The following is a 25,224-nucleotide window of genomic DNA, read 5'->3' on the forward strand; positions in this document are numbered from 1 at the left end:
TCGCTCCTTCGCTCAACTGCCTCTCCAAAGAATCCTTTCTCAGCCTAAACTCAACCCCAAAATCGCCATATGCGATTCCCCTGCCCTCGAGGGGGAGATGTCCGGCAGGAAAGAGGGGGTCGTCTCGCTTGGATCGGCGACCCCCTCTGTCGCCTTCGGCGACATCTCCCCCTCAAGCGGGGAGATTGGAAGCGCCTTATTCCGCCGGCGTCGTCTCCAGCGCGGCTTTGCGCCCAAAGCGCTGCACCACGAAGCGTCCCATCTTCTGGCCGGGCACTTCGATCAGCGTATAGGTGATCCAGGACAGCAGGCACACCACCGGCAAGACGACGACAGTGACGATCGCGAAGCGCAGCGGCGCCGACAATTCGTGGCCGAACTGGGTGATGACCAGAGCCGCGACCGGCTGGAGAACAAGCAGATGGATCAAATAGATACTGAAGGAAAGCTCACCCATCAGATGAAAGAACCGGTTGGCGAGCGTCATGGCGATCTTTCTGGCGACGGTGCCCGCCATTCCCGGCAGCATCCGGTAGAGAACCAGCGCAAAGAAACCCACAACGAGCGCTTCCCGCATCAAAAGCTTGCTCAGCCCATAGCCGCCGCCGAACGGCAGCGCGGCCAGCAGCATAGCCAATGTCAGATGCACGAAAGGCCGCTTTTGCCTTTGATGGACGATGCCCGCCAGCAGCATCCCGCAGAGGAAAATCTGCATCTTCAGCGGCAGGAACGACGGCATCGGAAAATGCACCGACAATTGTCCCATCAAGAACACGATCGCGCTGCCGGTCGCCGCGACCAGAATGGCGCTCCATACCCAGTCAAGCCTGCGGACCAACAGCATAATCGCCGGGAACACTGCATAGAATTGCATCTCCAAGCCAAGGCTCCAGTCGGGCAGCGGCGTGCGATAGGCGAAATTCGGCACCAGGCCAAACAGGAACAGCAGATGGGCGCCGATGTTTTTCAAGCCGCTGTCGAGATAACGTTCGGGCGCCTGCGGCGACCGCAGCAGGAACTCGTCGATGACCATCCTGGACTGGTAGAGATAGGGGCCAAGCGCCAGGGCGGCGAACAGCATGACGTAGAACAGCGGCGCAATCCGGAAATAGCGGCGGGTCCAGAACTTCAGCCAAGTTTCCGGCCTTTGCCAGGGCTCCTTGTCCTGGCGCAGCTGGTAGTGGAACACCATCAGGAAGCCCGACAGCATGATGAAGAGGTCGACGCCGAGATCGGGCTCGCCGAGAATAGGAATATTCCAGCCGGTCAACAGCAGGCAGTGTCCGATGAGCACCCAGATCGCGGCGAGCGCCCGAAGCCCGTCCAGGCACTCGATGCGCGATGACCGGGCTTCTGTCATGCCGGACTCCTCGATAGCCATGTTGCATTGCAGCATGGCTGCTGAGGAAGGAATGTCAACCGTGCCGAAGGAACACGAATTGCGCTCGGCTGTTACGGAAAACGCGGAAGCTGCGATCTCCCCCCTCGTGGGGGAGATGGCCGGCAGGCCAGAGAGGGGCGCGAAGGAACGCCAAGCTCAGTTTCGTCCCCACCGGAATGAGCTGATGGCGGCAATGCAAATTGATCACCAAGGCCGGTGGGGTAGCGCCCCCTCTGCCCTGCCGGGCATCTCCCCCACGAGTGGGGAGATCGGCAGCTTCACCGCTTCTTCACCAACCTTGCGTGCCGGCGCCAGTACCACCAAGCCAGCACCCGGTTGCGGAACACTCGTCTCATGGCGCCCATGTCAAACCCCCAGCAGCACGCGGCGCTGGCCGGTCAGATCGCCGGGCGACAAATCGGTCTTCACGGTTCCTGCAGTGCCATCATTGGCCGCAAGCTGAGCCCGTAACGCGGCTTCGCGCGCCTGCACGTCCTTGTCGGCAATGGTCGGTGTCGGCGGCAACGGCTTCAGCGCCGGCGGCTTTTGAAAAAGGCACATGGTTTTCTCCGAAATCAGAGCTTCTTGTCCAGTCGTAGAGCAGAAAGTCCTCGCCGTTCCGGCCATAGCCCGGCAGGCGGCAGCGTTGCGTCGCGCCCAGCCTTGCAAGCCAGCGCAGCGCCAAACCGTTGGCGGCCAAGGCGCGGGCCTCGACCCGCCAGGCGCCGCGCGCGGCAACCTCCGGCCCGAGCACCGCGTGAAAGAACTCCGTAATAGCAGGCACGCAGCGCCTCATCCGGCGCGTGCCCCAGCTCCAGGCGATCCAAAGTCCGCTCCGCTGTTCGGCAGCGCCGAACCCGGCCTCCGGATTGCCGTCGAGCTCGACGACATAAGCAAAGCCCTGCAGCGCCGTCAGCGCCAGCAGCGCCGGCGACCAGTTGTCCAATTGGCAGTCGATTTCGGCCCGATCCTCGGGGCGCAGATTGGCGGCGATGTAGGAGAGGTCGCGCAACGTGGCGGGAATGATGCGGAGGGTCACCTGAACAACCCCAGCGGATCGGCCTGCCCGGCCTTCCGCCGCGCCGCCTTGAATACCGCCGGATCGACCACCGCCTCCCGCAGCATCATCACGCCATAACGGGTCGCGGCCATCAGATCGTCGCGCAGCTTCACCACCTGGCCGTCCCTGCGGTGATAGAGCCGGAACTCCTCGAACCAGGGCAGAAGCGTCGAGAACACCTTGAAGCGGCCGCTCTGCATGCGGTCCAGCATGTCCATCAGTCCGGCCTCGACCGAGACCGACCCGTCGGCGAACTGCGCATGGCTGGCGAGCATGTTCAGCCCATGTGCCGAATATTGCCTGGCAAGTGCGGTGCCGGCACCTTCCAGCGTCTCGCGGCGGCCGTCGCGCGGCCAGGCCCAGGGCAGCCATTCGCCCCACGGTTTCAGCGTCAGCGCCTGCATGGCGGGAGTCTGCTGCGAGGCACGGCAGGCCTTCGTGACATAGACGACATCGGCTTCCGTATCCCAGGTAAGCTCGACCGCGGCCGAGGGATGGTCCCAACCGAAATCGAGTGCGCCGAGCCGCGGCCAATAGCGCGGCAGCCGGAACGGCTCGCAGGCGATCAGCTCCTCGGCCACCGGAAAGATGCGGCCGGAGCCGAGCACCGGAATGCCCTTGGCCCGCGCCTCGCGCTCATGCGCCGGATAGGCGGCAATGATCTCGGCGCGCTGCTGCGGCGTGTAGTGCTCGGCGTCGTCGATGGTCATGAAGGTGACGTGACGGGTCATTGTTTTCACCCTCGCGGCATTGAATCATGGTGGCAGGTGGGACGTATGCTGCTGTTCGGTAAGATGTTTTCATGATGGTGGGACAGCGCCCCCCTCTGTCCTGCCGGACATCTCCCCCTCAAGGGGGGAGATGGCAGCTTCAGCGTCTCGCTTATCCGCAAGCATTGGAGATTGGCGAAAGCCAATGCGACATCCAATCTCCCCACTAGAGGGGGAGATGTCCGGCAGGACAGAGGGGGGCGCGAAGGAACGCGAGTTGCGCGATTTCGCAGCCCTGTCATCCCCTCCCCATCCCTCCCACCTGCTCCGCGGACAAAAACAGCAGCACCACGTCCGACATGCCGAGCAGCGGCGTGAAGGTGACGATGGTGATGCCGCCGGTGGCGTTGGTGCGGGTCAGCCCTTCGGAATAGATGTCGAGCGGCGGCTCCTCGTCGAACCAGACGCCGTGCAGCGTCTCGCCCTGCCACTTCTCGCGGCCCTTCTCGTAACTCTTGAACGACAGCACGGATTCGCCGGCCTGCACGTCGCCACCGCCGCCCCAGTCCACCACGACGCTGTCGAGCGCGCCCGGCGCCCGCCCCGCCATCGTGCTGAGGATCGCGTCGGCCGGGATCATACCGGTGCCCCACGCCGCCTGCTGCTGCGGCGGGCCGATCAGGATACGCTGCGGGTTGTCGCGCGTGCTTTCGCCGGTGACGCCGGCCGCCCACATCCGAACCGGACAATCGAAAACCTTGCCTTGCCACCAGTCGGGATAGCGGCCGGTGAGGTGTATCGCCCACTCGGCGCCGCCGGCCCTGGTCTTGCCGAGCTGGTTGCCGGCCATGAACAGGCGTTCGCGATTGGTCGCGCCGGCGGCGTGGAATTCGGCCTGTCGGGGATAGGGCCGATAGGCGGCAAGCTGGTTAGTGCGGCGCCTCCGGTCCAGCTCCGCCAGCAGGCTGAGATATTCCTTCCTTGCCGCCCGGCTGTGCGAGGCCTTTTTCGAGGCCCGGCTTCTCGAGGAACGGCCTAAGGACGGCTTCGAGGCCGCGGATGCGCTGCCTGATTTCGTCATCGCTCAATGCATCCAGATTGTTGATGTTGACACTAAGATCCTTGGGCAGCACCGACAGCACGAGCTTCAGATACTGGTCGGGCTTTTCGGCGCGCACCTCGGCGATGACGCCGGCGCCATGGGCGCGGAAATCGGCGCGGATCGCTTCGAGAAAGCCGTCGGCCAGCGTCTTCTTCGCCCGCCTGGTCTGCTTGCCGGGTGCTTGATCGTGCGGCTGCGGATCGCCGGCGGAAGGAGCTTTGGCCATGCCCTACTCCGCCGTCCCGGCGGAGATCGCCGGCTTCTTGTTGCCTGGCCGCACGATACGCTTGCGCGGCTTCGCTTTCTTGGCGGCGCGCGCCGACTTCGGCTTCGGCGGCTGGCTTGCCGATTTCGCATCGGTCGTCGTGCCAGGCCGCAACGTACTGGCGTCGGGCAACGCATTCAGCCTTGCCCTTAGAATTGCCGCCGCCTTGCCGTCGAGTGCTCCCAACGGGAAGCCGAAACCGCCGACCGCGTCGCCGGGGCCGCCGCGCACCATGCCGATCCGCACGCCGACGACAACCTGCTCGAAGCGGCCATGGCGTGCATAGGGTGCGGTGCCGGCGAACTCGCCAATAGCGCTGACGACCTCTCGGCCGTCATCGTCGATGATGATGGTGGCGTAACGGTTGGACATGGTGCTTTTCCTGGGATGGGCGCACGGCGGCGCGCTAATTTGAGGATCCTCGAGGTCGCGTTCCGTCGCGCCCCCCTCTGTCCTGCCGGACATCTCCCCCACAAGGAGGGAGATTGGCTGTCATCACCGCTTTCGCCAATTTTGTAGGATGCAAAAAAGGTGCTGTCGCCCAAGCTGCCAATCTCCCCACTAGAGGGGGAGATGTCCGGCAGGACAGAGGGGGGCGCTGTCCCGCCAACTTCACAGCCGGCAGCACGCACATCATTCGATCGAAAGATAAAGCCTGAAACAAAAAACCCGCCTCGGCGGGCGGGTCGTTGGAGCCAATTAGCACCATACGCAGATTAGTAGCATAGCTGCCGGCACAAAGCAAGAACAAAATGTGGCACGGTGAAAAAAAGCGATTTCCTTTGCCCGCCGCGAGGTTGTGCTCAAGAAACGGTCGCCAAGGTTGTGTTCATTCGCGCCCCCTCTGTCCTGCCGGACATCTCCCCCTCTAGTGGGGAGATCGGCAGTTCCAGCGCCTCGCTGCGTCCGCCCACTTCACAGCCGGCAGATCACGTAACGTTTGGTCGAAAGGGAGCCTGAAACAAAAAACCCGCCTCGGCGGGCGGGTCGTTGGAGCCAATTAGCACCCTACTCAGATCAGTAGCATAGCTGCCGGCACAAAGCAAGAACAAAATGTGCCATCGGCGGCAAAAAATGGGAACTTCCCTCGGTGCCTCGGCTGTCAGCCGGCAAGCTTGCGTTCCTTCGCGCCCCCCTCTGTCCTGCCGGACATCTCCCCCACGAGGGGGGAGATCGGCAGCTTTGGCGGCAGCGCCTTTTTGCACCTACAAAATTGGCGAAAGCGGCAATGACAGCCAATCTCCCCACTAGAGGGGGAGATGTCCGGCAGGACAGAGGGGGGACGCTGTCCCGCCGACTTCATAGCCAGCTCACGTAACGTCTGATCGAAAAAGAAGCCTGAAACAAAAAACCCGCCTCGGCGGGCGGGTCGTTGGAGCCAATTAGCACCATACCCACATTAGTAGCATAGCTGCCGGCACAAAGCAAGAACAAAATTCACCTGAGACGCGAAAAAACGCAGAGTAGCCGATTGGCGAAGCACACTGGAATGTCCGGCGAGACGCCACCGTCCGGATCAGAACAGGCATTCGCGCGTTTGAACCCTAGCCAATGGGAGCAAAAATCATGAACGTCGCCAATCTGCAACTCGAAGGCCTGCTTATGGCCATCGCATCGATCAATCAGGTCCTGGTCCGCAAGGGCGTGCTCTCCGTCGAGGAGATAGATATCGCATTGCGCAAGGCCGAAGCCAGCGAGACCAACGAGGAAAGGTCCGAAGGCATGTCGGCGTCGAGTCGCGATGCCGTCAACTTCCCGATCCGACTGCTGGAGCTGGCCAATCAATGTCAGCCGGAGACGGACATGCCCTCCTTCTCAAAACTGGCGCGCATGGTCGGTCAGATCAAGGAACCTTACAACGACCAGATGTGACGCGGCGATCGAGGATGACCGCCGCAGCAAGCTTTGGCATCACCCCCTGCCAAGCCTCAGCGCCAGGACGCGGCCCGGCCCGTGCACGGCGGCAAACAGCAGCCCGGCCAGGAAGGTGAAGTGATCGACGAAGAAGCCGAACTCCGCCTGGTTGCCGGCCCAGTGCGACGGCCCGTGGAAGGCGAAGCCCAGGAACAGCACATAGGCGCCGGCGACAAGTGCTGCCCATGAGAAGAAGGCGCCAGTCAGGAAGCATAGAACGAGGACGACCTCAAGCAGGGCTGCGCACCAGGCCAGGAAGAGCGGGAATGGAAACCCGGCCGCCGCGATATAGCCGGCGGTGGCGCCGATATCGACGAATTTGAAGATCACGGCCATCAGGAAGACGGCTGCGAAGATCAGGCGGGCGATGAGGATTGCCGCGGTCTGCCACGGCGACTGGACGGTTGATTGAGCGGTTTCCAAGGTCACGACGTCCTCCCAAGAGTTACGATGGTTGTGCCCCAAGGACGCACCACCAGCCGCAAGCCCGACATCATCCCCCGAAAAACCTGCAGGAGACAAGTGCGCGGGGAGAAGGCAGGTTTCCTCGCCCCCATTCATGGGGGAGAGGTGGCGCGGCGAAGCCGCGACGTTGAGGGGGACTGCGCCGGCAAAGAAAAGGCCCCTCTCCGGCCGCTTCGCGGCCCTCTCTCCGCCGCTTCGCGCGAGGCGAGGAACCCGAGCCTGAAACTACCCTAAGTTCACCCCCGGCTTGCTGATCGGCTCCCGTACCGTTCCATACTGGCTGCCCCAGCGGTCGGTCATCGCCCAGCGTATGTCCCAGAGTTCCGGGAAGAAGCGGTGGCGGGCGCCGGCCTCCAGCAATTCGACCGGCCTGCCCTTCAGCGATTTCGCGCCGAGGCCGATCGTGCGGTGGATGAGATAGAGGTGGTTGGCGCGGAATTTCTGGAACAGCTCGTCGAACTCGACCAGCGCTTCGGCAACGACATAGCTGTCGCCGTGATCGTAGCCGGTATCGTAGACATCCTCGACCGAGAGGCCGCGGCCGTCGAGGTATGACGTCTTGAAGGCCCGCCACAGATCCGGCGGCAGACGCAACAGCTGCTTGAAACCCGGCGATTCCTGACCGCTGCCATTGCCGAGCTGCAGCCGGATCTGCTGGTACTCCTTGGGCGACATGGTTTCGAGCAGGTCGAGCTGCGCCGTCATCAGCCGCATCAGCCGGTGCACGCGTCCCATCAGCGTGACGATGCGATGCGTATCCTGCTTTTCCAGGAAATCGACGACATCGACCAGCGTATAGGCGATGAGCTTCATCCACAGCTCCTCGACCTGATGCACGATCTGGAACTGCAGCTCGTCGGCATTGACCATCTCGGCCAGCGGCTTCTGGCAGGCCAGCAGCCTGTCGCATTTGAGGTAGACGCCATAGTCGCGCATCTCAGGCGTTTCGATGCGGGCATAATAGTCCTGCTTGTCCATGGCCATGCTCCTTGCCGCGGCCGTTGGGCCGCAGGCGTTTGTTGGATCCCGGTCCCCGAGTCTAATCGCTTTCTTGCCGAACATTGTCCCTTTCTGTTATTCGATTGGCGAGAAATGAAGGACGAAAGCTGCCTCTGAAGCAGACAGAAAGAACGAATGATGCTGGATGCGGTCGACCGGAAGATCGTCGCGGTGCTCGAACGCGATGCCCGCACCTCCTTTGCCGCGCTCGCCGATGAGGTCGGCCTGAGCAAGACGCCGTGCTGGAAGCGGGTCAAGGCGCTTGAGGACGCCGGCGTCATCCGCGGCTACTCGACCCTGATCGACCCAGCCAAGCTCGGCTTCGGCATCGAGGCCTTCATCCAGGTGTCGATCGATTTCGAACTGTCGGACGCCTTCGAGGCGGCGGTCAAACAGCATCCGCTGATCCGCCGCTGCCACGCCACGACTGGCGAGGCCGACTATCTCCTGCAGATCGTCACCGTCGACATGATGGCGCTCGACAGGATGCTGCGCGAGGAGCTCAGCCGGCTGCCCGGCGTGCGGCGCACGATCACCTCGATGGCGATGCGCGAGATCAAGGGCGGCATCTCGTTCGCCAATGCCGTCGGGCATACGCAGACCAAGCGATAGACCGGTCAGGCCCTGGTTATCAATTCGCGTCCCAGCCGCTTCGGTTGCTCGGCGCGCAGAACCACATTTGTCGTCACCGTGCCGTACCGGCCGATGCTGTCGACGATGCTTTCAAGGTCGGGCGGTGACGGGACCACGACCTTGACCAGAAAACAATCCTCACCGGTCACCCGCAGCACCTCGACCACCTCCGGCAATTGGGCGAACTTCTTCAGGCAGGCCTGGATATGCTCATGCGTGGTGCGCAGGCGGATGACCGCCATGGTGCCGAGCCCGAGCGCTGCCGAATTGATCACCGCCTTGTAACCGGTGATGACCCCGCGCTCCTCCAGCCGCTTCACCCGTTCCGAGGTGGCGGGCTGGGACAGTCCGACGCGGCGGCCAAGCTCGGAAATGCCGATGCGGCCATCCTCCTGCATGATCTCAATGATCGCCAGATCGGTGGGATCGAGCCTTGGCCGATAATCGCCGTTCCGCATGATCGCCTTTAATCCATCGGATTTCGTCGCTGCTTTCCGATGATCTCTCATTCCGCTGCCCAGGAGAAGACCTAGAATTGCGCGCGGCATCAGGAAAGAAGGGCTTCGCATGACCGACTTCATCATTGTGCCGGGCATCGGCGGATCGGGCAAAGCCCATTGGCAGACGCATTGGCAGCAGGCAAGCCCGGCGATGCGGCGGTTCAGTCCGGCGAGTTGGGATGCGCCGGATTTCGACGACTGGGTGGCAGCACTGGAAACCGCTGTATGCCAGGCATGGACACCGCCGGTGCTCGTCGCCCATAGCCTCGGCTGTCTGCTGGTCGTACACTGGCAGCGGATCTCCCCCCGCTCTATCGGCGGCGCGTTGCTGGTCGCCGTTCCGGACCCTGCGTCGCCGGCCTTCCCCTCCTCGGCCCGGGCCTTCGCCGACGCGCCGCAACAACAGCTTCGCTTTCCGTCGCTGATTGTCGCCAGCACCAACGATCCCTACGGCTCGCTGGACTATGTCAGGGCGAAATCCGAGCGCTGGGGCAGCGATTTCCATATCGCCGGGCCGCTTGGCCACATCAATGGCGACAGCGGGCTCGGCGACTGGCCGGTGGGAATGGAGCTGCTGACGGGTTTTCTCGGGCGAACGCAAGCAAGCGCCCGAGGCGCCGTGCTTCAGCCGTGACCGCAATGGGACGGCTACCGCGCCGCCGTCCTGATCTGGTTTGCGCCGCGGCGCCGCGCCTCAGTTCGATGCTGCGGCAGGTGTGCTGAGCTCCAGGAACGGCACAGTCGAACCCGGGATCATCGACTTCGGCAATTCGCCGTTCCATCTCTCCGCCTTGGTCAGTTCGACCAGCAGCGGATTGTTGGCGATCGCGGCGGCGCGAGCCTTGATGGCACCCGCGGTCGCATCGCCTTCGACCCTGGTCTTGTAGGCGCTGGCCTCGGCTTCGGCCTTGACGCTGTCGGCGCGGCCCTTGGCCTGGGTGACAGCGATATCGGCCTTGATCTTTTCCTGCTGCAGGTTCTGTTCCTGCTTCTGCACCTCGACCTGCGCCGTCATCCTGGCTTCGACCGCCTGCTCGTAGGCGTCGGAGAAGTCGATGTTCTCGACCTGCACGCTGTCTATCATCACCGGGCCGTCGGTTACCGCCGCGATGGCGTCGGCGACGTCCTTGTTGAACTTCGCCCGGTTCTGGATAACCGACACCGCGTCGTACTGGCCGAACACGGTCTTGATCTCCTGCGGTGCTTTCCTGGCAATGACACGGTCGGCCAGTGCCTCGATCGATCCGTAATTGGTGTAGACGTTGCTGACTTCGGCGGCCGGCACGTGGAAGTTGACGGTGACGCGCATGTCGGCCGGCTGCTGGTCGCGCGAATAGGCCTGCATGGCCGGCAGGCCGCTGCAATCGTTCTGGTTCTCGCAGCCCCATTTGAGCACCTGCTGGCGCAGGCTGATCTTCTCGACGCGCTGTAACCACGGCAGCTTGAAATGCAGTCCGGGATCGACGACCGAACTCAGCGCCCCGTTGGTCAAGAGCACGCCGCGGTCGCCCTGGTCGATCGTGTACCAGGATCCAAACAGCGCAAAGATGCCGAGCGCCACGATGAGGAGTGCGACCAGGCCGGAACCGATCGACCCCGACGCCGTCCCCGGCTTGCCCTGCGGACGGCCTGAATTGCCTTGCGTCTCGGTCATTACCCCACCCCAACCCGATTGCCCGTGCTGCTTTTGCCCACAATAGTGGCGGCATTGCAATCCTCTCGACATGGAAGGATCTTCGCGCCGGTCGGCCGGACCGACGGAGTGGTCAGGCTGGCTAGCGGATTTCCCCGGCAGCGGGCTGGGACGCGTTGCCTGGCGTCTCCTTCTGCCGTTCGGCATCACTTTTGCGCTTCGGGCAATCCTCGAAGTCGTGGTCGCGCCCACCGCAGTAGGAGCAGCATTTTGCCGGCGCGTCGGAGCGAAGCATCGTTGGCATGCACAAGGATGCACGAAAACCCGACAGATTGCGACGGCTTGCGCACCGGCAACGTCGATTTCGCCACGGAACCGCTGCCGCCGCATGAAAGTTATCTGCTCATTGCAACGGGAGCACAGGACATGGCCGACGACCCGAACCGCTATGAGACCGGAGCGAGGAAATATCCGGCAAAGATGAGCCCCGACGCGGCCGACCAATTTTCGCAGGATGCGGCCGGCAACAAGCCGCCCCCCGGCGGCATGGGATTGACCAGGCCGGCTGACGATTTCGACGACAAGACCCGGCATTCGGAGGGCCAGAACCCGCCGCGCGCAGTGATCCGGCCAGACGACAAGGCCAGCCCCAACAAGCCCGGCGAGGACGCAAAACGATGAACGTCGCCAATCTCCAGCTCGAAGGATTGATGATGGCGATCGCGGCCGTCAACAATGCGCTGGTCCACAAGGGCCTGCTGTCGGTCGACGAGGTCGACATGGCGTTGCGCCGGGCCGAGGCGGCGATGACGAGCGACGAGCGTCTCTATGAAGACATGTCGCCATCCAACCGCGACGCCGTGTGTTTTCCGCTCAGGCTGCTGCAGGCGGCCAACAATGCCCAGGGGGAAACCGGCGTACCGTCCTTTGCCGAACTGGCAAGGATGGTCGGCCGGACCAAGCAGCCCTATAACGACCAGATGTGATGGAGGACGCCATGGCCGACGACAAATCCAAGACCAAGCAGGATCGCAAACTGGTTTCCGGCGAAGAGCCATACGAGGTCGCTGCCTTTGCCCGCAAATACGGCATACCGCAAAGCGAGGCCGCGACCATCATCAAGCGTTACGGCCCCTCGAGGAGGAAGCTCGACGCGCATATGGCGAGCCGCAACGCCTGAACCAATTCTGGCGGCGGCCGCCGTTCACGCCGGAAGCGTCCCTGCCCTGCCGCCTTGTCGAGAGTATCGGCACCGTCAGCCGTGACCTGTCGGGTTCGCCCCTGTGGGGATTCAACGCCTGGTTTTGACAGCCGCGGAATACTCTCGCGGCGCAACAACTCATTTACCTCGACGCTGTACCAGTCCGGTGAGCAAAGCCGGGGGTCGGATGCAGGAACAATTATTGCGCTATGAATGTGTCATGGAGCCGAACGGCCGTTGGATGGTGTGGGACATCGTTCACGATCTGCCGGCGCAATTTTCGGAAATCGCGCTGATCGGCCTGAGCCGTCGTGAAGCGGTTTCGCTCTGCCGGCTGCTCAACGAGACGAGCCGTTCCGAGACGCGGCAGAGCCGGGCCTCCTGAGAAGCGCGTGCGTCTCAGGCCTGTCCAGGCGAAGAGGATTTTCATGCGATCGACAATATTCGGTCTGGTCCTGCTGCTGCCGGCGGCCGCACTGGCAGAACCGATCGAGACGCAGAAGATCATCACCGCGGCGACCGGCGATTGGAACGGCGACGGTGCCGCCGATCTGGCGATGATCGTCGAGACCGAGCCCGGCCATCCCATGGATCTGCATTTGTTCCTCAGGGACCGCGACGGTAATTTTCTCAGACCTGCCGGGGTCGTGCATGAACAGATTTACGGCGAATGGAAGGATTACGAGCGGCCGGGCCCCGCCACATCCGACACCGAGCCCGAACTCACTGCGCTCCCCAACGGCTCGATCAAGCTCTATGTTCCGGCGATGGAGATCGGCAGCGAGCGGACCAACAAGACGCTGACGCTCGCCTGGCGCAACGGCACGTTCGTCGTCGCCGGTTTTGCCTATGAATATTGGGATTACATGGACGACAATGTTGCCGGCGACTGCGACTACAATGTGCTGACCGGCAAGGGCAAAAGCAGCAAGAAGTTGGCGGACGGCAGCACCAGGCAAGCGACCGTATCGGTCGAAGGCAAGGTCATCCCATTTGCGGAATGGACTCCGGGCACTGGCTTCAGCGCTTGCGGAGAGTGAGAGGTTTCGGTTGCCTCACTGCAGCGGCGGCTTCCACAGCAGACTGTTGCGATCGGCGGACTTGACGCGCAGCCAGGTTTCGCGGCCGTCGCGCAGCACCCGGAGCGGGATCTCGGCGCCCGCCGGGCCGCTGTTCCAAAGCTTGCGATAAAAATCGGCAAGCCCATCGACCGCCGTGTCGCGGACATCCGAGATGACATCGCCTTGGCGAAGGCCCGCCTGGGCGGCTGGACCGCCCTCGGCGACGCTCATCACCACGACCTTGCCGTCGCTCTCCGCCGAGAAGGCGCCGAGCCACGGCCGCGGCGGCTTGGCGACCTGCCCGCGCGTCAGCAGATCGTCGAGGATGGGCGGCAGAAGATCGATCGGCACCACCATGTTGATGTCGGCGACCTCGCCGTTGCGGCTCATCTGCAGGCGCAGCGAACCGATGCCGAGCAGCCTGCCATCCGCGCCGATGAGGCCGGCGCCGCCCCATGAAGGGTGAGCCGGCGCCGTGAAGATCGCCTCGTCGAGCAGATATTCCCAATAGCCGGCGAATTCCTGCTTGGTGACGATTCGCGCCCGCACGGAGCGGCCGACGCCGTCGGAGAGCACGACGGGATCGCCGATCTTCGCCCTGGACGCGTCGCCGAGCGCAATGGCGGGCAGCCCGAGCGGCGCCAGCGCCTGCACCAGGCCGAAGCCCGACTCCTGGTCGTAGGCGAGCGCATGGGCGGGAACCACGCGCCCGTCCTGGTCGGCCAGCCAGACCTCCTCGGCCTCGGTGATGAGATAGCCGATGGTGAGTACCAGCCCGTCGCCGCGGATGACCACGCCACTGCCCTCGCGGCGGGTGCCAAGTGTATTTGCCGTGAAGGCGTCCTCCGGCACGGTGGCGCGGACGGCCACGATGGATCGCAAAAGGGGTTCGATATTCATGCTTTGGTTCCTGGCAATGTTCGCAGGCTGATATGGGCTATAGGTATGGCGCAGGTGATCAGGCGCAAGAGGTGGCGCCGGCTTTGGCGTGGACCGGCGCCGCGCCGTTTGCGCCGGGTTTTGCAACAGCGCCGGCAGCCCTATCTGTACCTACGGCTATCCCAAGCTGCCCTATGCAAAGTTCCTCCGCCACTACCCACGTTGATATTTGATATCCTCCCAACCCAACCCTTCCAAAGGCCTGCCAAATGAACGACTACGCAACGGACCAATACACGCCGCCGAAAGTCTGGACCTGGAACAAGGCAAATGGCGGCGCTTTCGCCAGCATCAATCGGCCGATCGCCGGCCCGACGCACGACAAGAAACTGCCGGTCGGCAAGCATCCGCTGCAGCTTTATTCGCTGGCGACACCGAACGGCGTCAAGGTGACGATCATGCTGGAGGAACTTCTGGCGCTCGGCCACAGCGGCGCCGAATACGACGCCTGGCTTATCAGGATCAACGACGGCGACCAGTTCGGCAGCGGCTTCGTCGAGGTCAACCCGAACTCGAAGATCCCGGCCATGATGGATCGCAGTGGGAAAAAGCCGGTCCGCATCTTCGAATCCGGCTCGATCCTGCTCTACCTCGCCGAAAAATTCGGCGAATTCCTGCCGACGGAGCAGCCGGCTCGCGCTGAGACCCTGTCATGGCTATTCTGGCAGGTGGGCTCGGCACCCTATCTCGGTGGCGGCTTCGGCCATTTCTATGTCTATGCGCCAACGAAGATCGAATATGCCATCGACCGCTTCGCCATGGAAACCAAGCGGCAGATGGACGTGCTCGACCGACGCCTCGCTGAAAGCGAGTATTTAGGCGGCAGCCACTATACGATTGCCGACATTGCGGTGTGGCCCTGGTACGGCGGGCTGGCCAAGGGCCGCATGTATAACGATTCCGGCGAGTTCCTGGAGGTGGAGCAGTACAAGAACGTGCAGCGTTGGGCCGACGCCATCGACGCGCGGCCGGCGGTCAAGCGCGGCCGCATGGTCAACCGCACCTTCGGCGAGCCTTCGATGCAACTGCACGAGCGCCATGATGCCAGCGATTTCGAGACCAAGACGCAAGACAAGCTCGCGGCGGCCAAAAGCTAAGCCGACGACGCGCCGATCTCTCGCCTTGTAGGGGAGATCGGCAGCTTCGGCCGACTGCTCAGGCCGTCTCTACCGCCGCCATCCACAGCCGGCATCAACAAAAGGGAAAAAGGGAGCTTGCCAGCCGGTTGTAAAATGTGGCGTTGGGCACGGTCGTACAAGCAGCAGGCAGGTTTTCCCGCTAGCTCAAAAACGACGATATGAGTTGGGCGATATATATTAGTTGACTAAACTAGCGGAACGTCCAATGCACATTCCCAGAACCGAACATGTCCTGTCTAGACCATCATATCTATATGGGACATTACTACATAAGCTGAACGCGACCTCGACGGTTCGGCGGCACTGCCCTCAGACGCCGCGGCTTTACCTCCGCGCTTTTCGCCCCGGATCCGTAGATCAACCGGACGACGAACAGGAAATATCCAACCTGCATGACGATCAAGGTCAAGATCGTCCAGGCCAGCGTCTTCCAGATTGAACCCGTCGCAAGGTAAGTCGAGATCGCCACGATGGACGATATGGTGGTCAGCCCCACCAGGAACCGTGGAAAGTTCATGACTTTTGCGCCGCCCCGTAACTCGCAACAGCCGGGACGAACTCCCCTAACCCATTACCCCGGACCAACGTTTTCACTATTTTGGCAATTGCGCAACCACCAAATAGAACAGCAGTTAACGCATGCTTCCGTGATCAAGGGCTGTGTGTCAGGTCACCAAGGTGGGCTGGCTTGGACGGCGGCTGCGCGTCCCTCCTCCCCGACCAGCTCTCCATAACCCCTCACAACCCCATCAAGCCCACGTATTCGCCACGTCTCCCCTTCGCACGCCTCGAGATAGGACTGGCCGAGCGGGACTTTCCCTCCGCCGTCCGGCAGGTCCAGCACGTAGACGGGATTGCAGATGCCGGACAGGCGCGCACGCAAGGCGCTGACCAGCGCCTGGCCCTCGGCGATCGTGGTGCGCCGGTGCGCCATTCCGCGCACGAGGTCGCCGTGGTGCAGGTAATAGGGTTTGACGCCAAGGCGATACATCAGCTCGCGGCACAGCTCTTCCAACACCTCGACCGTATCGTTCACGCCTTTCAGCAGAACGCTCTGGTTCAGCAGCACGAAGCCGCCCTGCCTTAAAGTACGGCAGGCCCGCTCGGTCGCCTCCGTGATTTCGCGTGGATGGTTGAAATGGGTGACGACAGTGACCATCAGCCGGCCCTGCAAGGCTTGAACCAACCGGCCGGTGACGCGCGACGGCAGCGCGACGGGTACGCGAGTGTGGATGCGCAACAGCCGCACGTGCTGGATCGCCTCGAGACGGGCGCGGATTTCCGCCAGCGCCTTGTCCGGCAGCGACAGCGGGTCGCCGCCGGTCAGGATCACCTCGCGGATTTGCGGATGGGCCGCGATATAGGCGAAGGCCTCGTCGAGAGCTTCGCGCGTATAGCCGCGGCCGATCGAGGTCAGCTGCTCCTTGCGAAAGCAGAACCGGCAATAGACGGCGCATTGATAGGTCGGGAACAGCAGAACCCGGTCGGCATGGCGATGCGTCAATCTCGGCACCGGACTGAAGGCGTGGTCGGCGATCGGGTCGTCGAGCTCGCCCTCCTGCTCTGCCAGCTCGTCGGGCGACGGGATGACCTGAAGCCGTATCGGATCGGCGGGGTCGTTCCAGTCGATCAGGTCGAGATAGGCCTTGGGGATGCGAACCTTGTGGCGCGTGGCCGCAGCTTCGGCCGCCGCCCGCTCGGCTGGCGACAGCGGCAGCGAATCCAGATCGCCTACATGCCGCACGCCGACGCGAACATCGTCCCGCCATGCGGCATCCGCTTCGCGAGCGCGCCGGTCATCGGCTGTCATGCCGGCCGCATCGACCGCCATGCTGGCGTCGGGGATGTCGGGATGTGAGGTCATTGCAGGCTCCTTCAATTTCGGCCGGGGTACAGCATTGGAGCCAGGACTTGAAGACAATAAGCGGTGTTGGCCGGGTTGGAGGGCGCGGCAGGAAGCCACAACCGGCCACTGATCGGCACAATCGTCCAACAGCGCTGAGACACAACATTAGCTTGCGCTCATATTAGCTTGAGCGTATACACATAAACGGCCGGTCATCTACCCCCCAACCGGTTAGGCTCGGCGCCAGTCCCTCCCTACCCCTCAGGTCAACGACGCCGGGCCGCTCGGGGTCCGCCCGGTCGCCCGCGGCTGAGACCGGATCGTCGACCTCTTCGATGTCGATCATGCCCCCTGCTCAAGCAGCACCCAACTGAACATACCAGCTGAACACATCGGCGATGCCCGCGTCTCTCGGCCTTCCCGTCGCCGGCCGCGGTCGCTAATCTCGGATTGCGAAAAAGCTGGAGAAGAGCGTATGGCGAACGACTTGTCGCCAAGGCTGTTGGAGATTGTCAATGCGCTGCCCTTGCGGCAGGGCATGCGAGTGCTGGAGATCGGCTGCGGGCCGGGTGCTGCAGCGCGCGAGATCGCGCGCCGGATCGGCGGCGGGCACGTGCTGGCGATCGACCGCTCGGCCAAGGCCATCGCGCAGGCCGGGGCCGCTTCGCGCGCCGAGATTGCGGCAGGCCGGCTGAGCCTTCGCCAGGTCGCCATCGAGGATTTCGAGTTGGAGGCCGACGAGAAGCACTTCGACATTGCCGTTGCGGTGCGCGTCGGCGCGCTGGACGGGCGTCATCCCGAAGCAGGAAAAATCGCCCTGCAGCGGCTCGGCGCGGCGTTGACCGCGCAAGGCCGGCTGTTCATCGACGGCGGCGATCCGCTGCGCGAAATTGCGATACACGGCTGAACAGCTCGTGCTTAGCCTCCGGAATCGAGCGGCAGAGCTGGGTGCGCGCCTCAGCTCCGCAACCCCGGCGCCTCCTGCCCGGTGCGCTCGACATATTCGGTATAGCCGCCGCCATAGGTGTGGATGCCCTCGGGCGTCAGTTCCAGCACCCGGTTCGACAGCGCCGCCAGGAAATGGCGGTCATGCGAGACGAACAGCATGGTTCCCTCGTACTGCGACAGTGCCGTGATCAGCATCTCCTTGGTGGCGATGTCGAGGTGGTTAGTCGGCTCGTCCAGCACCAGCAAATTGGGCGGATCGAACAGCATCAGCGCCATCACCAGCCGCGCCTTCTCGCCGCCCGACAGCACGCGGCATTTCTTCTCGATCTCGTCGCCGGAAAAGCCGAAGCAGCCGGCCAGCGCCCTGAGCGGCGCCTGGCCGGCCTGCGGAAATGCATCTTCCAGTGTCTGGAACACGGTGCACTCGCCCTCCAGCACTTCCATGGCGTGCTGGGCGAAATAGCCCATCTTGACGCTGGGCCCGCGCGCCACCGTGCCATTGTCCGGCTCGGAAGCGCCAGCGACCAGCTTCAGCAGCGTCGACTTGCCGGCGCCGTTGATGCCCATCACGCACCAGCGCTCGCGGCGGCGCACCTGAAAATCCAATCCCGCGTAGATCAAGCGGCTGCCATAGCCCTTGTGCACGTTCTTCAGCGTCACCACGTCCTCGCCGCAGCGCGGCGCCGGCTGAAAGTCGAACGACACTTTCTGGCGGCGCTTGGGCGGCTCGACCCGGTCGATCTTGTCCAGCTTCTTCACCCGGCTCTGCACCTGCGCGGCATGCGAGGCACGCGCCTTGAAGCGCTCGATGAAGGCGATCTCCTTGGCCAGCATCGCCTGCTGGCGCTCGAACTGCGCCTGCTGCTGCCGGTCGGCGATCGCCCGCTGCTGCTGGTAGAATTCGTAATTCCCCGAGTAAGCGGTCAGCGAGCCACCATCGATCTCGACCACCTTGTTGACGATGCGGTTCATGAACTCGCGGTCATGCGAGGTCATCAGCAGCGCGCCGTCGTAGTTCTTCAGGAACTGCTCCAGCCAGATCAGGCTTTCGAGGTCGAGATGGTTGCTCGGCTCGTCGAGCAGCATGGCGTCGGGCCGCATCAAAAGGATCCTGGCCAGTGCCACCCGCATTTTCCAGCCGCCGGACAGCTTGCCGACGTCGCCGTCCATCATCTCCTGGCTGAAGCCAAGGCCGTCCAGCACCTCGCGAGCACGCCCATCCAGCGCGTAACCGTCGAGCTCCTCGAAGCGGTGCTGTGCCTCGCCGTAACGGGCGATGATCTCGTCCATTTCACCGGCGCGATCGGGGTCGCCCATCGCGTGCTCGAGCTCACGCATCTCGGCCGCCACTTCGCTCACCGGCCCGGCGCCGTCCATCACTTCGGCAACGGCGCTGCGGCCGGACATGTCGCCGACATCCTGGCTGAAATAGCCGATGGTGACGCCGCGATCGACCGAGACCTGGCCCTCGTCAGGCTGCTCCTCGCCGTTGATCATGCGAAACAGCGTTGTCTTGCCGGCGCCGTTAGGCCCGACCAGCCCGACCTTCTCGCCCTTCTGCAACGCGGCGGAGGCTTCGATGAAGACGATCTGCCGGCCGTTCTGCTTGCTGATGCTTTCGAGACGAATCATGGTTTTCCAGGAAAGGCCAAAGGAGAGTTCTCGCGCCAATACGCGATAGGCCGCGCCGGCGGAAGCCCGCAGTAGTGAGGCGCCCCGCGCCAAATTGTCTGAACCCAGTTGCTTCCCGGCTGGATCAGGCTTTGACGGCGTAGGGATGAGCCGGCGGATCAGCTATCGGTCAGGGCTTTTGTCGTCGCCAGCTTGACCCCGGCGGCGGCAAATGCCGCATTGTGCCGGGCGATGATCTCCGCGGCGGTCTCGCTGGCCGCGTCGAGCGTGCTGTGGGCGTCGGAAACCACGGTGACGCCCAGGCCCGCTGCAAAGGCGCCCTTCACCGTGGCCGCCACGCAGAAATCGGTCTGCGCGCCGATCAGAACGACCTCGCCGGCGCCCTGCCCGGCCACCCATTCTGCAAGCGCGGCATTGCTGAACGCGTCGCCGACACGCTTGGCGAACGTCGGCTCGTCCTCGGCCTGGCCGAGCGCCGGCCACACCGGCCAGCCCGGCTCACCCGGCGCCAGTGGATCGCCCTGCGGCCCGTCATGCCTGATGAAGGCGACCTTGCGCCCGCTGCGCCGTGCCCACTCGATCAGCGCGCGGGTGCGGGCAACCATGCCGTCGGCATCATGGATCGGCGGTTCGGCGACACCGTCGAACATGCCGGCCTGAAGGTCAATCACGATGAGCGGCGCAGTGGCCGCGGGGCTGGTCCCTGACATGGCCGCGAACATAGCGTTGGTGGTAGGCGGGTCAAGTATACGCGCCGAAGCCGACGCTGGAGCTGCCGATCTCCCCCTTGAGGGCAGGGCTATGGCAGGTGGAAAAGCCGAGGCTTTCGCTCTACGATGTACCCCCACCCCAACCCCTCCCCACAAGGGGGAGGGAGACTTCCGTTGGCACTGACCTCGGCAAATTGCCTGCCTTTCGGCGCCAAAGGGGAAGTTAAAGGCGCGCGGCAGCATTCCCTCCCCCTTGTGGGGCGGGTTAGGGTGGGGGTCCATCTTCGCAAGAATCCAAATGCGGTTGCCCAGCGCAACAGTCGGGGTGTCCAAGCCCCGGCGACGAAATTGGATATCCCGCAATCAATCCGGCGCGCCGGCGAAAAGCACCATCCTATCGCCGCCGCCAGCCGGCCAGTCCCTGATGCTGCGGTCATAGCCGCCGGTCAGCACCGCGCCGGCGGCGGCGAGGCAACCGCATAGATCGGGCCGGACTGGCTGTCGAACATGGCGAGCTGGTTGCCGGTCTGCAGGCGGTGAAACTGAGGCCGTCCGGCACCTCGCGAGCACGCCTCGCCCAGCGCCAGATACGCCTCGATGAAGCAAGCCGTGCCGATCACGATCATGAGGGCTGCAAGCAGCCTGTCAGCAAACCTGTTCCTCTGTCCGCTCTGCAATGATGGCGCTCGGCGCCTGGCTTGTCGGTGATGGCTCGAAGTCTACCCCAGCCCGTAGGCAGCTGCCGCAGGCATCGCGGCGTTGCCGGGAGGCCGGTCGTGCGCTAGATCGCTCGCCGAGGATCTCGCTCGAGGCCAGCCATGGACGATTGGAAGCTACCTTGGGACGGCGGTTGCCTATGCGGCGGGATACGCTTTCGCGTAAGTGCGCCGCCTTTGCTGACGACGGCGTGTCACTGCACCGGCTGCCAGAAACTGAGCGCCAGCGCGTATTCCTTGACCATCGCCGTGCCGAGCGACGGTTTCGCCGTCACCCAAGGCGAGCCGGTGGTCGGCGGCCTGCACGGCCCGCACCGGCAACTCTACTGCCCGCATTGCAAGAACTGGATGTTCACGCGTCCGCATGGCCTGGACTTTTTCGTCAACATTCGCGCGACCATGCTGAACGAGCACCATTGGTATGTGCCTTTCGTCGAAGTCTTCACATCGGAAAGGCTGCCCTGGGCTTCGACCGCCGCTACCCACAGTTTTGCTACGCAGCCCGACCTTGAGGGATACGCCCCTTTGATCGAAGCATTCGCCCGTGAAGCGGCGCGGCCAAGCTGACTGGTTGGCGCCCGGAAAGGCGGGGCCAGTCTTCGTGCTTCACCGCAACTCCACCCAGACAGGCGCGTGGTCGCTGGCGCCGGTCTCGCCACGCACGTCGCGGTCGATGCCCGCCGCGACCAGCCGGCGCGACAGCTTCTTCGAGAGCAAGATATGGTCGAGCCGCAGGCCGGCATCGCGCGGCCAGCGATTGCGGCGATAGTCCCAGAATGTGTAGAGCGTCTCCGTCGGGTGCTTCTTGCGCAGCGCGTCAAGCCAGCCCTGGTCGAGCAGCCGCTGGAACGACGCGCGGCTTTCCGGCTGCACCAGCGCGTTGTCGTCATAGGAGCGGGTCGGGTAGATGTCGCGCGCCTCGGGCACGATGTTGTAGTCGCCGGCCAGCACCACGGGCAGGCCGGTGTCGAGCAACTGCGCCGCATGCGCCTCCAGCCTTTCGTGCCAGGCCAGCTTGTACTGGAATTTCGGGCCGGGCTGCGGGTTGCCGTTCGGCGCGTAGAGCGAGGCGACGACGATACCGTTGACCGCCGCTTCGATGTAGCGCGCCTGCTGATCGCTATCGTCGCCGGGCAGCGCCTCGCGGGTCAGAACGGGTTCTGAGCCACGCGAAAGGATGGCGACGCCGTTCCAGGTCGGCTGCCCGACCCAAACCGCGCCGTAGCCGGCGGCCGCCAGCGCAGTGCGCGGAAACTGCGTCTGTCTCGCCTTGAGCTCCTGCAGGCAGGCGATGTCGGGTTTGGCGGCGGCCAGCCATGCGAGCAGGTTCGGCAGCCGGCTGTTGATGTTGTTGACGTTGAAGGTGGCGATCTTCATCGGCCTGCTTCAGCGCACGATGCGTTCGGTCCACGCCTTCACCGCATCAGCGAGCGTCTTCAGATGATCGGCGATGGAGAAGCCGGAGATGTTTTTGCGCGGCTTCAGATCATGGTCGCCATCTTCCAGCCAGAGAATCTCGATCGCCTCGGACAGAGCATAGGTCGCGACCTCGTCTTTGGTCCCGAACTCGTCGCGCGTGCCCTGGAGGATCAATGTCGGCGTCTTGAGATCGGCGAGGTGCTTTGTCCGAAGCTGCGTCGGTTTGTCCGGCGGATGGAAGGGGTAGCCGAGGCAAAGCAGGCCCGAGATCTCGCCCTTCGAAAACATCTCGTCGGCGATCATCGAAGCGACGCGTCCGCCCATCGACTTGCCGCCGATGATGAGCGGCCCCTCCACGCCCTTCGCCCTGAGGTCGGCGATCGCCTTGACGTATTCCGGGTTAACCGTCTCGGCGCGCGGCGGCGGCTTGCGATGGCCGTAGCGGCGGGCGGCCATGTAGTGGAATTCAAAGCGCGCGACGCGGAAACCGGCCGCGGCGAGCGTTTTTGCCGTGGCTGTCAGCGAGGGCGAGTCCATAGGAGCGCCTGCGCCATGCGCGAGCAGGATGGTGTTGGCGGCGGTGTCGGGGCCGTCGAAGAGAAAGGTGGTCATGGGGCGGTCCACTTATAGAGGCCGCGCTCCGTCCCACCCCCCTCTGTCCTACCGGACATCTCCCCCTCAAGGGGGGAGATTGGATGTCGCCGCCGGTTTCGCCAACCACTAAAGCTGAAAGGCACGCGGGGCACCGAAGCTGCCGATCTCCCCCCTTGAGGGGGAGATGTCCGGCAGGACAGAGGGGGGCGTTCAAGCGCAGGCATTGGATTACCTCACCCCGCCGACAGCCGCGCCAGCTGCAAATCCACGAACTGTATCCCCTTGGCCGCCATACGCGCCCATTCGGAATTGGCGTCGAGTTCGAGGTAGCGCACCCAGCGACGCCGCGCCTCGGCGAAATTGCCGGCATCGAACTCCAGCCTCGCAAGGTTGAACACCGCGTCGGCATAATTGGGATCGAGTGCGATCGCCTTCAGCAAATGGCGGCACGCCGAGGCTACCCGCCCCTCTTCGCTCATCAGCCCGGCAAGATTGAACCAGGCTTCTACGAAGCCGGGGTCGCACTTGATGGCGCGGGCATAGTCGTGCGCCGCCTCGGCCGCGTGGCCGGCCGCGCGCAGGCAGTTGGCGCGGTTGAAGGCGGCGATGGCATCGCTCGGGTCGATGGCCAGGCAGCGCTGGTAGAGTGCCGCCGCCTGCTCGTGGTCTTCAGCCTCTTCCGCCGCCTCGGCATCGGCGAACAGCTCTTCCAGCGTGTCGTCATCCCGCGTTCCCAGATCGAACAGCAGCTGGCCGTCGAGTTCGCTCTGGCCTCCCTCGAGATAGATCGCGTCGGCCCTCCCATGCTGCGAGCCGACGGCGAGCGACTTGGCGGTGAGCGAGGCGACCGGGCCCGAGCGATGCACAGAGCGCGCGATCGCCCCCCACGAGGCGCCGCCGGCAACCAGCCCGGCATATTTGCGGGCGAGGATCAGGTCGCGAAAGGAATACGGTTCGCAATCATGCTCGAAGGCATCGAACAGCGACAAAAGGTCGAGATCCGCGCCGGTCAGCCGCGACTGGTCGATCAGCGACTGCCGCGACAGCGCCGAAGCCTCCGGCGCTTTCATCAGCCCGAGCAGGCGCAGGAAGCCGTTCTCGCTGACCAGCTTGCGCCCGGCCGCGCGCTCGGTGACGACGCGGCGTTCAATCTCGGTATCGCCGGCCCTGGCGAGCAACATGCGGCCCAACACGACATGTGTGGTGCGCCGAGTGACGCCGCGCCGCAACTGGCCGTGCCGACGCTCGACCTCGCGCGCCGCCAGCCTGAGCGGGAAGGCCGCCAGCGCACCGACGATGCCGAAGACCGTGCCGGCGAGAGCCGTCACGCCTTGCTCTTGCCGACGGCTTTGAGAAGGTTCGCCTTGAGCGGGTTATCCTTGGCCGCGGCGGCGCCGGCCTTGGCGGATTTCGCCGCGGGCTTGGCCGTTTCATCGGCCTTGCTCTTGGACTTGGCCGGCGGCTTGGCCGATTGCGACAGGCTCGCCTTCAGCGCATCCATGAGGTTGATGACATTGCCGCGCTCAGGCGCCGCCGCGATGATAGGCTTGTGGCCCTTGAGCTTCTCGCGGATCATCGCCATCAGCGCGATCTCGTAGCGGTCCTCGTAATTCTTTGGATCGAAGGTGGTTTCCTTCTGCTTGATCAGCGCTTCGGCCAATTGCAGCATTTCGGGATCGGGGTTTCCGGCCGGGATATTGCCGAAATATTCAGCCGTGCCACGCACTTCGTTCGGATTCCTCAAGGTGCAGACGAACATGCCGTTCTCGCGCGCGCCGATCGTCACGACGCGCTCGCGGCTGGACAGCACAAGGCGGGCGATCGCCAGCTTCCCCGATTTGCGCATCGCTTCGCGCAACACGGCAAAGGTCTCCTCGGCCATTGCGCCATCCGGCGCCAGGTAATAGGGCGCGTCCTGATAGATGACGTCGACCGAATGCTCGTCGACAAAAGCCTCGATGTTCATCGTATGGTTGGATTCGATGCGCACCGCATCGAGATCGGAGTCCTCGATGATGATGTACTGCTTGTCCTCGTATTCGTAGCCCTTGACCAGGTCCGAACGCTCGACCAGCCCGAGCTCGGGGTCGACCGGCTTCATGTTGATGCGGTTGTGCGTCTTCTTGTGCAGCTGGTTGAAGCTGATGCGTTCGCTGGCGCTCGTCGCCGGATAGAGCCGGACCGGACAGCTGACCAGACTGAGCTTGAGGTAACCTTTCCAACTTGCCCTGGGCGCCATGAAATACTCCTACGCGGCCTTGTGCTGTCGAACAGTTCGCAGCGTTCATTCGTCCGGAGGACGAACGGGACTGCCGAAATCCTACATTGCCCTTACAATACCGGGCCCTTACAATACC

General features: G+C 63.7%; 31 protein-coding genes. 11 read left to right on the forward strand and 20 right to left on the reverse strand.

The window, feature by feature from the left end; genetic code table 11:
• Nucleotides 1-196: 196 nt before the first annotated feature.
• The 6 genes from NKH80_RS02410 to NKH80_RS02435 form a co-directional block, all read right to left on the reverse strand.
• Nucleotides 197-1,360: an acyltransferase family protein gene (locus NKH80_RS02410; protein WP_352691831.1), complete on the reverse strand. Its 1,164-nt coding sequence runs from the start codon at nucleotides 1,358-1,360 to the stop codon at nucleotides 197-199.
• Between the two features lie 466 nt (nucleotides 1,361-1,826).
• Nucleotides 1,827-2,420, reverse strand: coding sequence for a hypothetical protein (locus NKH80_RS02415; RefSeq protein ID WP_352752343.1), 594 nt, complete (start codon nucleotides 2,418-2,420; stop codon nucleotides 1,827-1,829).
• Nucleotides 2,417-3,172 carry a phage terminase large subunit family protein gene (locus NKH80_RS02420; RefSeq protein WP_352823347.1) on the reverse strand — a complete coding sequence of 252 codons (756 nt, stop codon included), beginning with the start codon at nucleotides 3,170-3,172 and terminating at the stop codon, nucleotides 2,417-2,419. Before NKH80_RS02420 ends, NKH80_RS02415 begins: the two co-directional genes overlap by 4 nt.
• Nucleotides 3,173-3,449: 277 nt before the next feature.
• Nucleotides 3,450-4,001, reverse strand: coding sequence for a terminase large subunit domain-containing protein (locus NKH80_RS02425; RefSeq protein ID WP_352989389.1), 552 nt, complete (start codon nucleotides 3,999-4,001; stop codon nucleotides 3,450-3,452).
• A 79-nt stretch (nucleotides 4,002-4,080) separates the two neighbouring features.
• Nucleotides 4,081-4,479 carry a hypothetical protein gene (locus NKH80_RS02430; RefSeq protein WP_254819622.1) on the reverse strand — a complete coding sequence of 133 codons (399 nt, stop codon included), beginning with the start codon at nucleotides 4,477-4,479 and terminating at the stop codon, nucleotides 4,081-4,083.
• Between the two features lie 3 nt (nucleotides 4,480-4,482).
• Entirely contained in the window at nucleotides 4,483-4,890 is a 408-nt protein-coding gene (locus NKH80_RS02435) for a hypothetical protein (protein WP_352989392.1), read from the reverse strand.
• A 1,194-nt stretch (nucleotides 4,891-6,084) separates the two neighbouring features.
• Here NKH80_RS02435 and NKH80_RS02445 point away from each other — a divergent pair.
• A complete protein-coding gene (locus tag NKH80_RS02445; RefSeq protein WP_023675713.1) occupies nucleotides 6,085-6,390 on the forward strand; it encodes a hypothetical protein in 306 nt (101 codons plus the stop codon).
• Nucleotides 6,391-6,429: 39 nt separating this feature from the next.
• Here the strand turns inward: NKH80_RS02445 and NKH80_RS02450 are convergent, their stop codons facing one another.
• Nucleotides 6,430-6,861 carry a DoxX family protein gene (locus NKH80_RS02450; protein ID WP_254819626.1) on the reverse strand — a complete coding sequence of 144 codons (432 nt, stop codon included), beginning with the start codon at nucleotides 6,859-6,861 and terminating at the stop codon, nucleotides 6,430-6,432.
• 261 nt (nucleotides 6,862-7,122) lie between these two features.
• Nucleotides 7,123-7,875, reverse strand: coding sequence for a tryptophan 2,3-dioxygenase family protein (locus NKH80_RS02455; protein ID WP_352507775.1), 753 nt, complete (start codon nucleotides 7,873-7,875; stop codon nucleotides 7,123-7,125).
• 156 nt (nucleotides 7,876-8,031) lie between these two features.
• Between NKH80_RS02455 and NKH80_RS02460 the strand changes: the two genes are divergently transcribed.
• Entirely contained in the window at nucleotides 8,032-8,508 is a 477-nt protein-coding gene (locus NKH80_RS02460) for an Lrp/AsnC family transcriptional regulator (RefSeq protein ID WP_352507776.1), read from the forward strand.
• 5 nt (nucleotides 8,509-8,513) lie between these two features.
• Here the strand turns inward: NKH80_RS02460 and NKH80_RS02465 are convergent, their stop codons facing one another.
• Nucleotides 8,514-8,987 carry an Lrp/AsnC family transcriptional regulator gene (locus NKH80_RS02465; protein ID WP_352507777.1) on the reverse strand — a complete coding sequence of 158 codons (474 nt, stop codon included), beginning with the start codon at nucleotides 8,985-8,987 and terminating at the stop codon, nucleotides 8,514-8,516.
• Between the two features lie 109 nt (nucleotides 8,988-9,096).
• Between NKH80_RS02465 and NKH80_RS02470 the strand changes: the two genes are divergently transcribed.
• Nucleotides 9,097-9,663 carry an RBBP9/YdeN family alpha/beta hydrolase gene (locus tag NKH80_RS02470; RefSeq protein ID WP_352989395.1) on the forward strand — a complete coding sequence of 189 codons (567 nt, stop codon included), beginning with the start codon at nucleotides 9,097-9,099 and terminating at the stop codon, nucleotides 9,661-9,663.
• A gap of 60 nt (nucleotides 9,664-9,723) precedes the next feature.
• Here NKH80_RS02470 and NKH80_RS02475 read toward each other — a convergent pair whose 3' ends face one another.
• On the reverse strand, nucleotides 9,724-10,683 hold the full coding sequence (locus NKH80_RS02475) for a prohibitin family protein (RefSeq protein ID WP_254819631.1): 960 nt from the start codon (nucleotides 10,681-10,683) through the stop codon (nucleotides 9,724-9,726).
• 291 nt (nucleotides 10,684-10,974) lie between these two features.
• On the opposite strand from NKH80_RS02475, the gene NKH80_RS02480 reads away from it, so the two are divergent.
• The 5 genes from NKH80_RS02480 to NKH80_RS02500 all read left to right on the forward strand — a co-directional run bounded on the left by NKH80_RS02480 (nucleotide 10,975) and on the right by NKH80_RS02500 (nucleotide 12,903).
• On the forward strand, nucleotides 10,975-11,343 hold the full coding sequence (locus NKH80_RS02480) for a hypothetical protein (protein ID WP_352989398.1): 369 nt from the start codon (nucleotides 10,975-10,977) through the stop codon (nucleotides 11,341-11,343).
• On the forward strand, nucleotides 11,340-11,648 hold the full coding sequence (locus NKH80_RS02485) for a hypothetical protein (protein ID WP_352475529.1): 309 nt from the start codon (nucleotides 11,340-11,342) through the stop codon (nucleotides 11,646-11,648). The genes NKH80_RS02480 and NKH80_RS02485 overlap by 4 nt, the downstream gene beginning before the upstream one ends.
• Before the next feature lie 11 nt (nucleotides 11,649-11,659).
• A complete protein-coding gene (locus NKH80_RS02490) occupies nucleotides 11,660-11,842 on the forward strand; it encodes a DUF3606 domain-containing protein (RefSeq protein WP_023675702.1) in 183 nt (60 codons plus the stop codon).
• Nucleotides 11,843-12,083: 241 nt separating this feature from the next.
• On the forward strand, nucleotides 12,084-12,248 hold the full coding sequence (locus NKH80_RS02495; RefSeq protein ID WP_023675701.1) for a hypothetical protein: 165 nt from the start codon (nucleotides 12,084-12,086) through the stop codon (nucleotides 12,246-12,248).
• 43 nt (nucleotides 12,249-12,291) lie between these two features.
• Nucleotides 12,292-12,903: a hypothetical protein gene (locus NKH80_RS02500; RefSeq protein ID WP_352475530.1), complete on the forward strand. Its 612-nt coding sequence runs from the start codon at nucleotides 12,292-12,294 to the stop codon at nucleotides 12,901-12,903.
• 15 nt (nucleotides 12,904-12,918) lie between these two features.
• On the opposite strand, the gene NKH80_RS02505 is transcribed toward NKH80_RS02500, so the two are convergent.
• Nucleotides 12,919-13,824 (reverse strand): S1C family serine protease, encoded by a 906-nt coding sequence (locus NKH80_RS02505; protein WP_254819635.1) that lies wholly within the window; start codon nucleotides 13,822-13,824, stop codon nucleotides 12,919-12,921.
• Nucleotides 13,825-14,072: 248 nt separating this feature from the next.
• Between NKH80_RS02505 and yghU the strand changes: the two genes are divergently transcribed.
• Nucleotides 14,073-14,960: a glutathione-dependent disulfide-bond oxidoreductase gene (yghU, locus tag NKH80_RS02510; protein ID WP_352691410.1), complete on the forward strand. Its 888-nt coding sequence runs from the start codon at nucleotides 14,073-14,075 to the stop codon at nucleotides 14,958-14,960.
• Between the two features lie 307 nt (nucleotides 14,961-15,267).
• Here the strand turns inward: yghU and NKH80_RS02515 are convergent, their stop codons facing one another.
• Both NKH80_RS02515 and NKH80_RS02520 read right to left on the reverse strand, forming a co-directional pair.
• On the reverse strand, nucleotides 15,268-15,519 hold the full coding sequence (locus NKH80_RS02515; RefSeq protein WP_302896853.1) for an exopolysaccharide production repressor protein: 252 nt from the start codon (nucleotides 15,517-15,519) through the stop codon (nucleotides 15,268-15,270).
• A 153-nt stretch (nucleotides 15,520-15,672) separates the two neighbouring features.
• Nucleotides 15,673-16,866 carry a KamA family radical SAM protein gene (locus NKH80_RS02520; RefSeq protein WP_502896256.1) on the reverse strand — a complete coding sequence of 398 codons (1,194 nt, stop codon included), beginning with the start codon at nucleotides 16,864-16,866 and terminating at the stop codon, nucleotides 15,673-15,675.
• 457 nt (nucleotides 16,867-17,323) lie between these two features.
• Here NKH80_RS02520 and NKH80_RS02525 point away from each other — a divergent pair, with 457 nt between their 5' ends.
• Nucleotides 17,324-17,755, forward strand: a complete 432-nt coding sequence (locus tag NKH80_RS02525; RefSeq protein WP_352691413.1) for an SAM-dependent methyltransferase — start codon at nucleotides 17,324-17,326, stop codon at nucleotides 17,753-17,755.
• 50 nt (nucleotides 17,756-17,805) lie between these two features.
• On the opposite strand, the gene NKH80_RS02530 is transcribed toward NKH80_RS02525, so the two are convergent.
• From NKH80_RS02530 to NKH80_RS02540, 3 genes are all read right to left on the reverse strand, one after another.
• Complete coding sequence (locus NKH80_RS02530; RefSeq protein ID WP_352691415.1) at nucleotides 17,806-19,428, reverse strand: ABC-F family ATP-binding cassette domain-containing protein; 1,623 nt, start codon at nucleotides 19,426-19,428, stop codon at nucleotides 17,806-17,808.
• 158 nt (nucleotides 19,429-19,586) lie between these two features.
• A complete protein-coding gene (locus tag NKH80_RS02535) occupies nucleotides 19,587-20,150 on the reverse strand; it encodes an isochorismatase family protein (protein ID WP_352989401.1) in 564 nt (187 codons plus the stop codon).
• A 434-nt stretch (nucleotides 20,151-20,584) separates the two neighbouring features.
• Entirely contained in the window at nucleotides 20,585-20,764 is a 180-nt protein-coding gene (locus NKH80_RS02540) for a hypothetical protein (protein WP_352453691.1), read from the reverse strand.
• A 192-nt stretch (nucleotides 20,765-20,956) separates the two neighbouring features.
• Here NKH80_RS02540 and NKH80_RS02545 point away from each other — a divergent pair, with 192 nt between their 5' ends.
• On the forward strand, nucleotides 20,957-21,421 hold the full coding sequence (locus NKH80_RS02545; protein ID WP_352705263.1) for a GFA family protein: 465 nt from the start codon (nucleotides 20,957-20,959) through the stop codon (nucleotides 21,419-21,421).
• A gap of 39 nt (nucleotides 21,422-21,460) precedes the next feature.
• On the opposite strand, the gene NKH80_RS02550 is transcribed toward NKH80_RS02545, so the two are convergent.
• From NKH80_RS02550 to ku, 4 genes are all read right to left on the reverse strand, one after another.
• Complete coding sequence (locus NKH80_RS02550; RefSeq protein ID WP_254819644.1) at nucleotides 21,461-22,231, reverse strand: exodeoxyribonuclease III; 771 nt, start codon at nucleotides 22,229-22,231, stop codon at nucleotides 21,461-21,463.
• A 9-nt stretch (nucleotides 22,232-22,240) separates the two neighbouring features.
• Nucleotides 22,241-22,885 carry an alpha/beta hydrolase family protein gene (locus NKH80_RS02555; protein WP_352705265.1) on the reverse strand — a complete coding sequence of 215 codons (645 nt, stop codon included), beginning with the start codon at nucleotides 22,883-22,885 and terminating at the stop codon, nucleotides 22,241-22,243.
• 215 nt (nucleotides 22,886-23,100) lie between these two features.
• Nucleotides 23,101-24,195 carry a tetratricopeptide repeat protein gene (locus NKH80_RS02560; protein WP_352989404.1) on the reverse strand — a complete coding sequence of 365 codons (1,095 nt, stop codon included), beginning with the start codon at nucleotides 24,193-24,195 and terminating at the stop codon, nucleotides 23,101-23,103.
• Nucleotides 24,192-25,106, reverse strand: coding sequence for a non-homologous end joining protein Ku (ku, locus tag NKH80_RS02565; RefSeq protein ID WP_352705267.1), 915 nt, complete (start codon nucleotides 25,104-25,106; stop codon nucleotides 24,192-24,194). The genes NKH80_RS02560 and ku overlap by 4 nt, the downstream gene beginning before the upstream one ends.
• Nucleotides 25,107-25,224: the final 118 nt, after the last annotated feature.

It is taken from the genome of Mesorhizobium sp. M0904, assembly GCF_040319475.1.
Lineage (GTDB): Bacteria > Pseudomonadota > Alphaproteobacteria > Rhizobiales > Rhizobiaceae > Mesorhizobium.

Bases quoted from the DNA above. Each gene is read 5' to 3' on its own strand.
- NKH80_RS02525 (WP_352691413.1), top strand. From the start codon at position 17,324: ATGGCGAACGACTTGTCGCCAAGGCTGTTGGAGATTGTCAATGCGCTG.
- NKH80_RS02485 (WP_352475529.1), top strand. From the start codon at position 11,340: ATGAACGTCGCCAATCTCCAGCTCGAAGGATTGATGATGGCGATCGCG.
- NKH80_RS02520 (WP_502896256.1), bottom strand. From the start codon at position 16,866: ATGACCTCACATCCCGACATCCCCGACGCCAGCATGGCGGTCGATGCG.
- NKH80_RS02430 (WP_254819622.1), bottom strand. From the start codon at position 4,479: ATGGCCAAAGCTCCTTCCGCCGGCGATCCGCAGCCGCACGATCAAGCA.
- NKH80_RS02460 (WP_352507776.1), top strand. From the start codon at position 8,032: ATGATGCTGGATGCGGTCGACCGGAAGATCGTCGCGGTGCTCGAACGC.
- NKH80_RS02410 (WP_352691831.1), bottom strand. From the start codon at position 1,360: ATGACAGAAGCCCGGTCATCGCGCATCGAGTGCCTGGACGGGCTTCGG.
- NKH80_RS02455 (WP_352507775.1), bottom strand. From the start codon at position 7,875: ATGGACAAGCAGGACTATTATGCCCGCATCGAAACGCCTGAGATGCGC.
- NKH80_RS02420 (WP_352823347.1), bottom strand. From the start codon at position 3,172: ATGACCCGTCACGTCACCTTCATGACCATCGACGACGCCGAGCACTAC.
- NKH80_RS02470 (WP_352989395.1), top strand. From the start codon at position 9,097: ATGACCGACTTCATCATTGTGCCGGGCATCGGCGGATCGGGCAAAGCC.
- NKH80_RS02465 (WP_352507777.1), bottom strand. From the start codon at position 8,987: ATGCGGAACGGCGATTATCGGCCAAGGCTCGATCCCACCGATCTGGCG.
- NKH80_RS02545 (WP_352705263.1), top strand. From the start codon at position 20,957: ATGGACGATTGGAAGCTACCTTGGGACGGCGGTTGCCTATGCGGCGGG.
- ku (WP_352705267.1), bottom strand. From the start codon at position 25,106: ATGGCGCCCAGGGCAAGTTGGAAAGGTTACCTCAAGCTCAGTCTGGTC.
- NKH80_RS02490 (WP_023675702.1), top strand. From the start codon at position 11,660: ATGGCCGACGACAAATCCAAGACCAAGCAGGATCGCAAACTGGTTTCC.
- NKH80_RS02435 (WP_352989392.1), bottom strand. From the start codon at position 4,890: ATGTCCAACCGTTACGCCACCATCATCATCGACGATGACGGCCGAGAG.
- NKH80_RS02475 (WP_254819631.1), bottom strand. From the start codon at position 10,683: ATGACCGAGACGCAAGGCAATTCAGGCCGTCCGCAGGGCAAGCCGGGG.
- NKH80_RS02515 (WP_302896853.1), bottom strand. From the start codon at position 15,519: ATGAACTTTCCACGGTTCCTGGTGGGGCTGACCACCATATCGTCCATC.
- NKH80_RS02530 (WP_352691415.1), bottom strand. From the start codon at position 19,428: ATGATTCGTCTCGAAAGCATCAGCAAGCAGAACGGCCGGCAGATCGTC.
- NKH80_RS02480 (WP_352989398.1), top strand. From the start codon at position 10,975: ATGCACGAAAACCCGACAGATTGCGACGGCTTGCGCACCGGCAACGTC.
- NKH80_RS02550 (WP_254819644.1), bottom strand. From the start codon at position 22,231: ATGAAGATCGCCACCTTCAACGTCAACAACATCAACAGCCGGCTGCCG.
- NKH80_RS02495 (WP_023675701.1), top strand. From the start codon at position 12,084: ATGGAGCCGAACGGCCGTTGGATGGTGTGGGACATCGTTCACGATCTG.
- NKH80_RS02505 (WP_254819635.1), bottom strand. From the start codon at position 13,824: ATGAATATCGAACCCCTTTTGCGATCCATCGTGGCCGTCCGCGCCACC.
- NKH80_RS02445 (WP_023675713.1), top strand. From the start codon at position 6,085: ATGAACGTCGCCAATCTGCAACTCGAAGGCCTGCTTATGGCCATCGCA.
- NKH80_RS02555 (WP_352705265.1), bottom strand. From the start codon at position 22,885: ATGACCACCTTTCTCTTCGACGGCCCCGACACCGCCGCCAACACCATC.
- NKH80_RS02425 (WP_352989389.1), bottom strand. From the start codon at position 4,001: ATGGCCGGCAACCAGCTCGGCAAGACCAGGGCCGGCGGCGCCGAGTGG.
- NKH80_RS02540 (WP_352453691.1), bottom strand. From the start codon at position 20,764: ATGATCGTGATCGGCACGGCTTGCTTCATCGAGGCGTATCTGGCGCTG.
- yghU (WP_352691410.1), top strand. From the start codon at position 14,073: ATGAACGACTACGCAACGGACCAATACACGCCGCCGAAAGTCTGGACC.
- NKH80_RS02500 (WP_352475530.1), top strand. From the start codon at position 12,292: ATGCGATCGACAATATTCGGTCTGGTCCTGCTGCTGCCGGCGGCCGCA.
- NKH80_RS02535 (WP_352989401.1), bottom strand. From the start codon at position 20,150: ATGTTCGCGGCCATGTCAGGGACCAGCCCCGCGGCCACTGCGCCGCTC.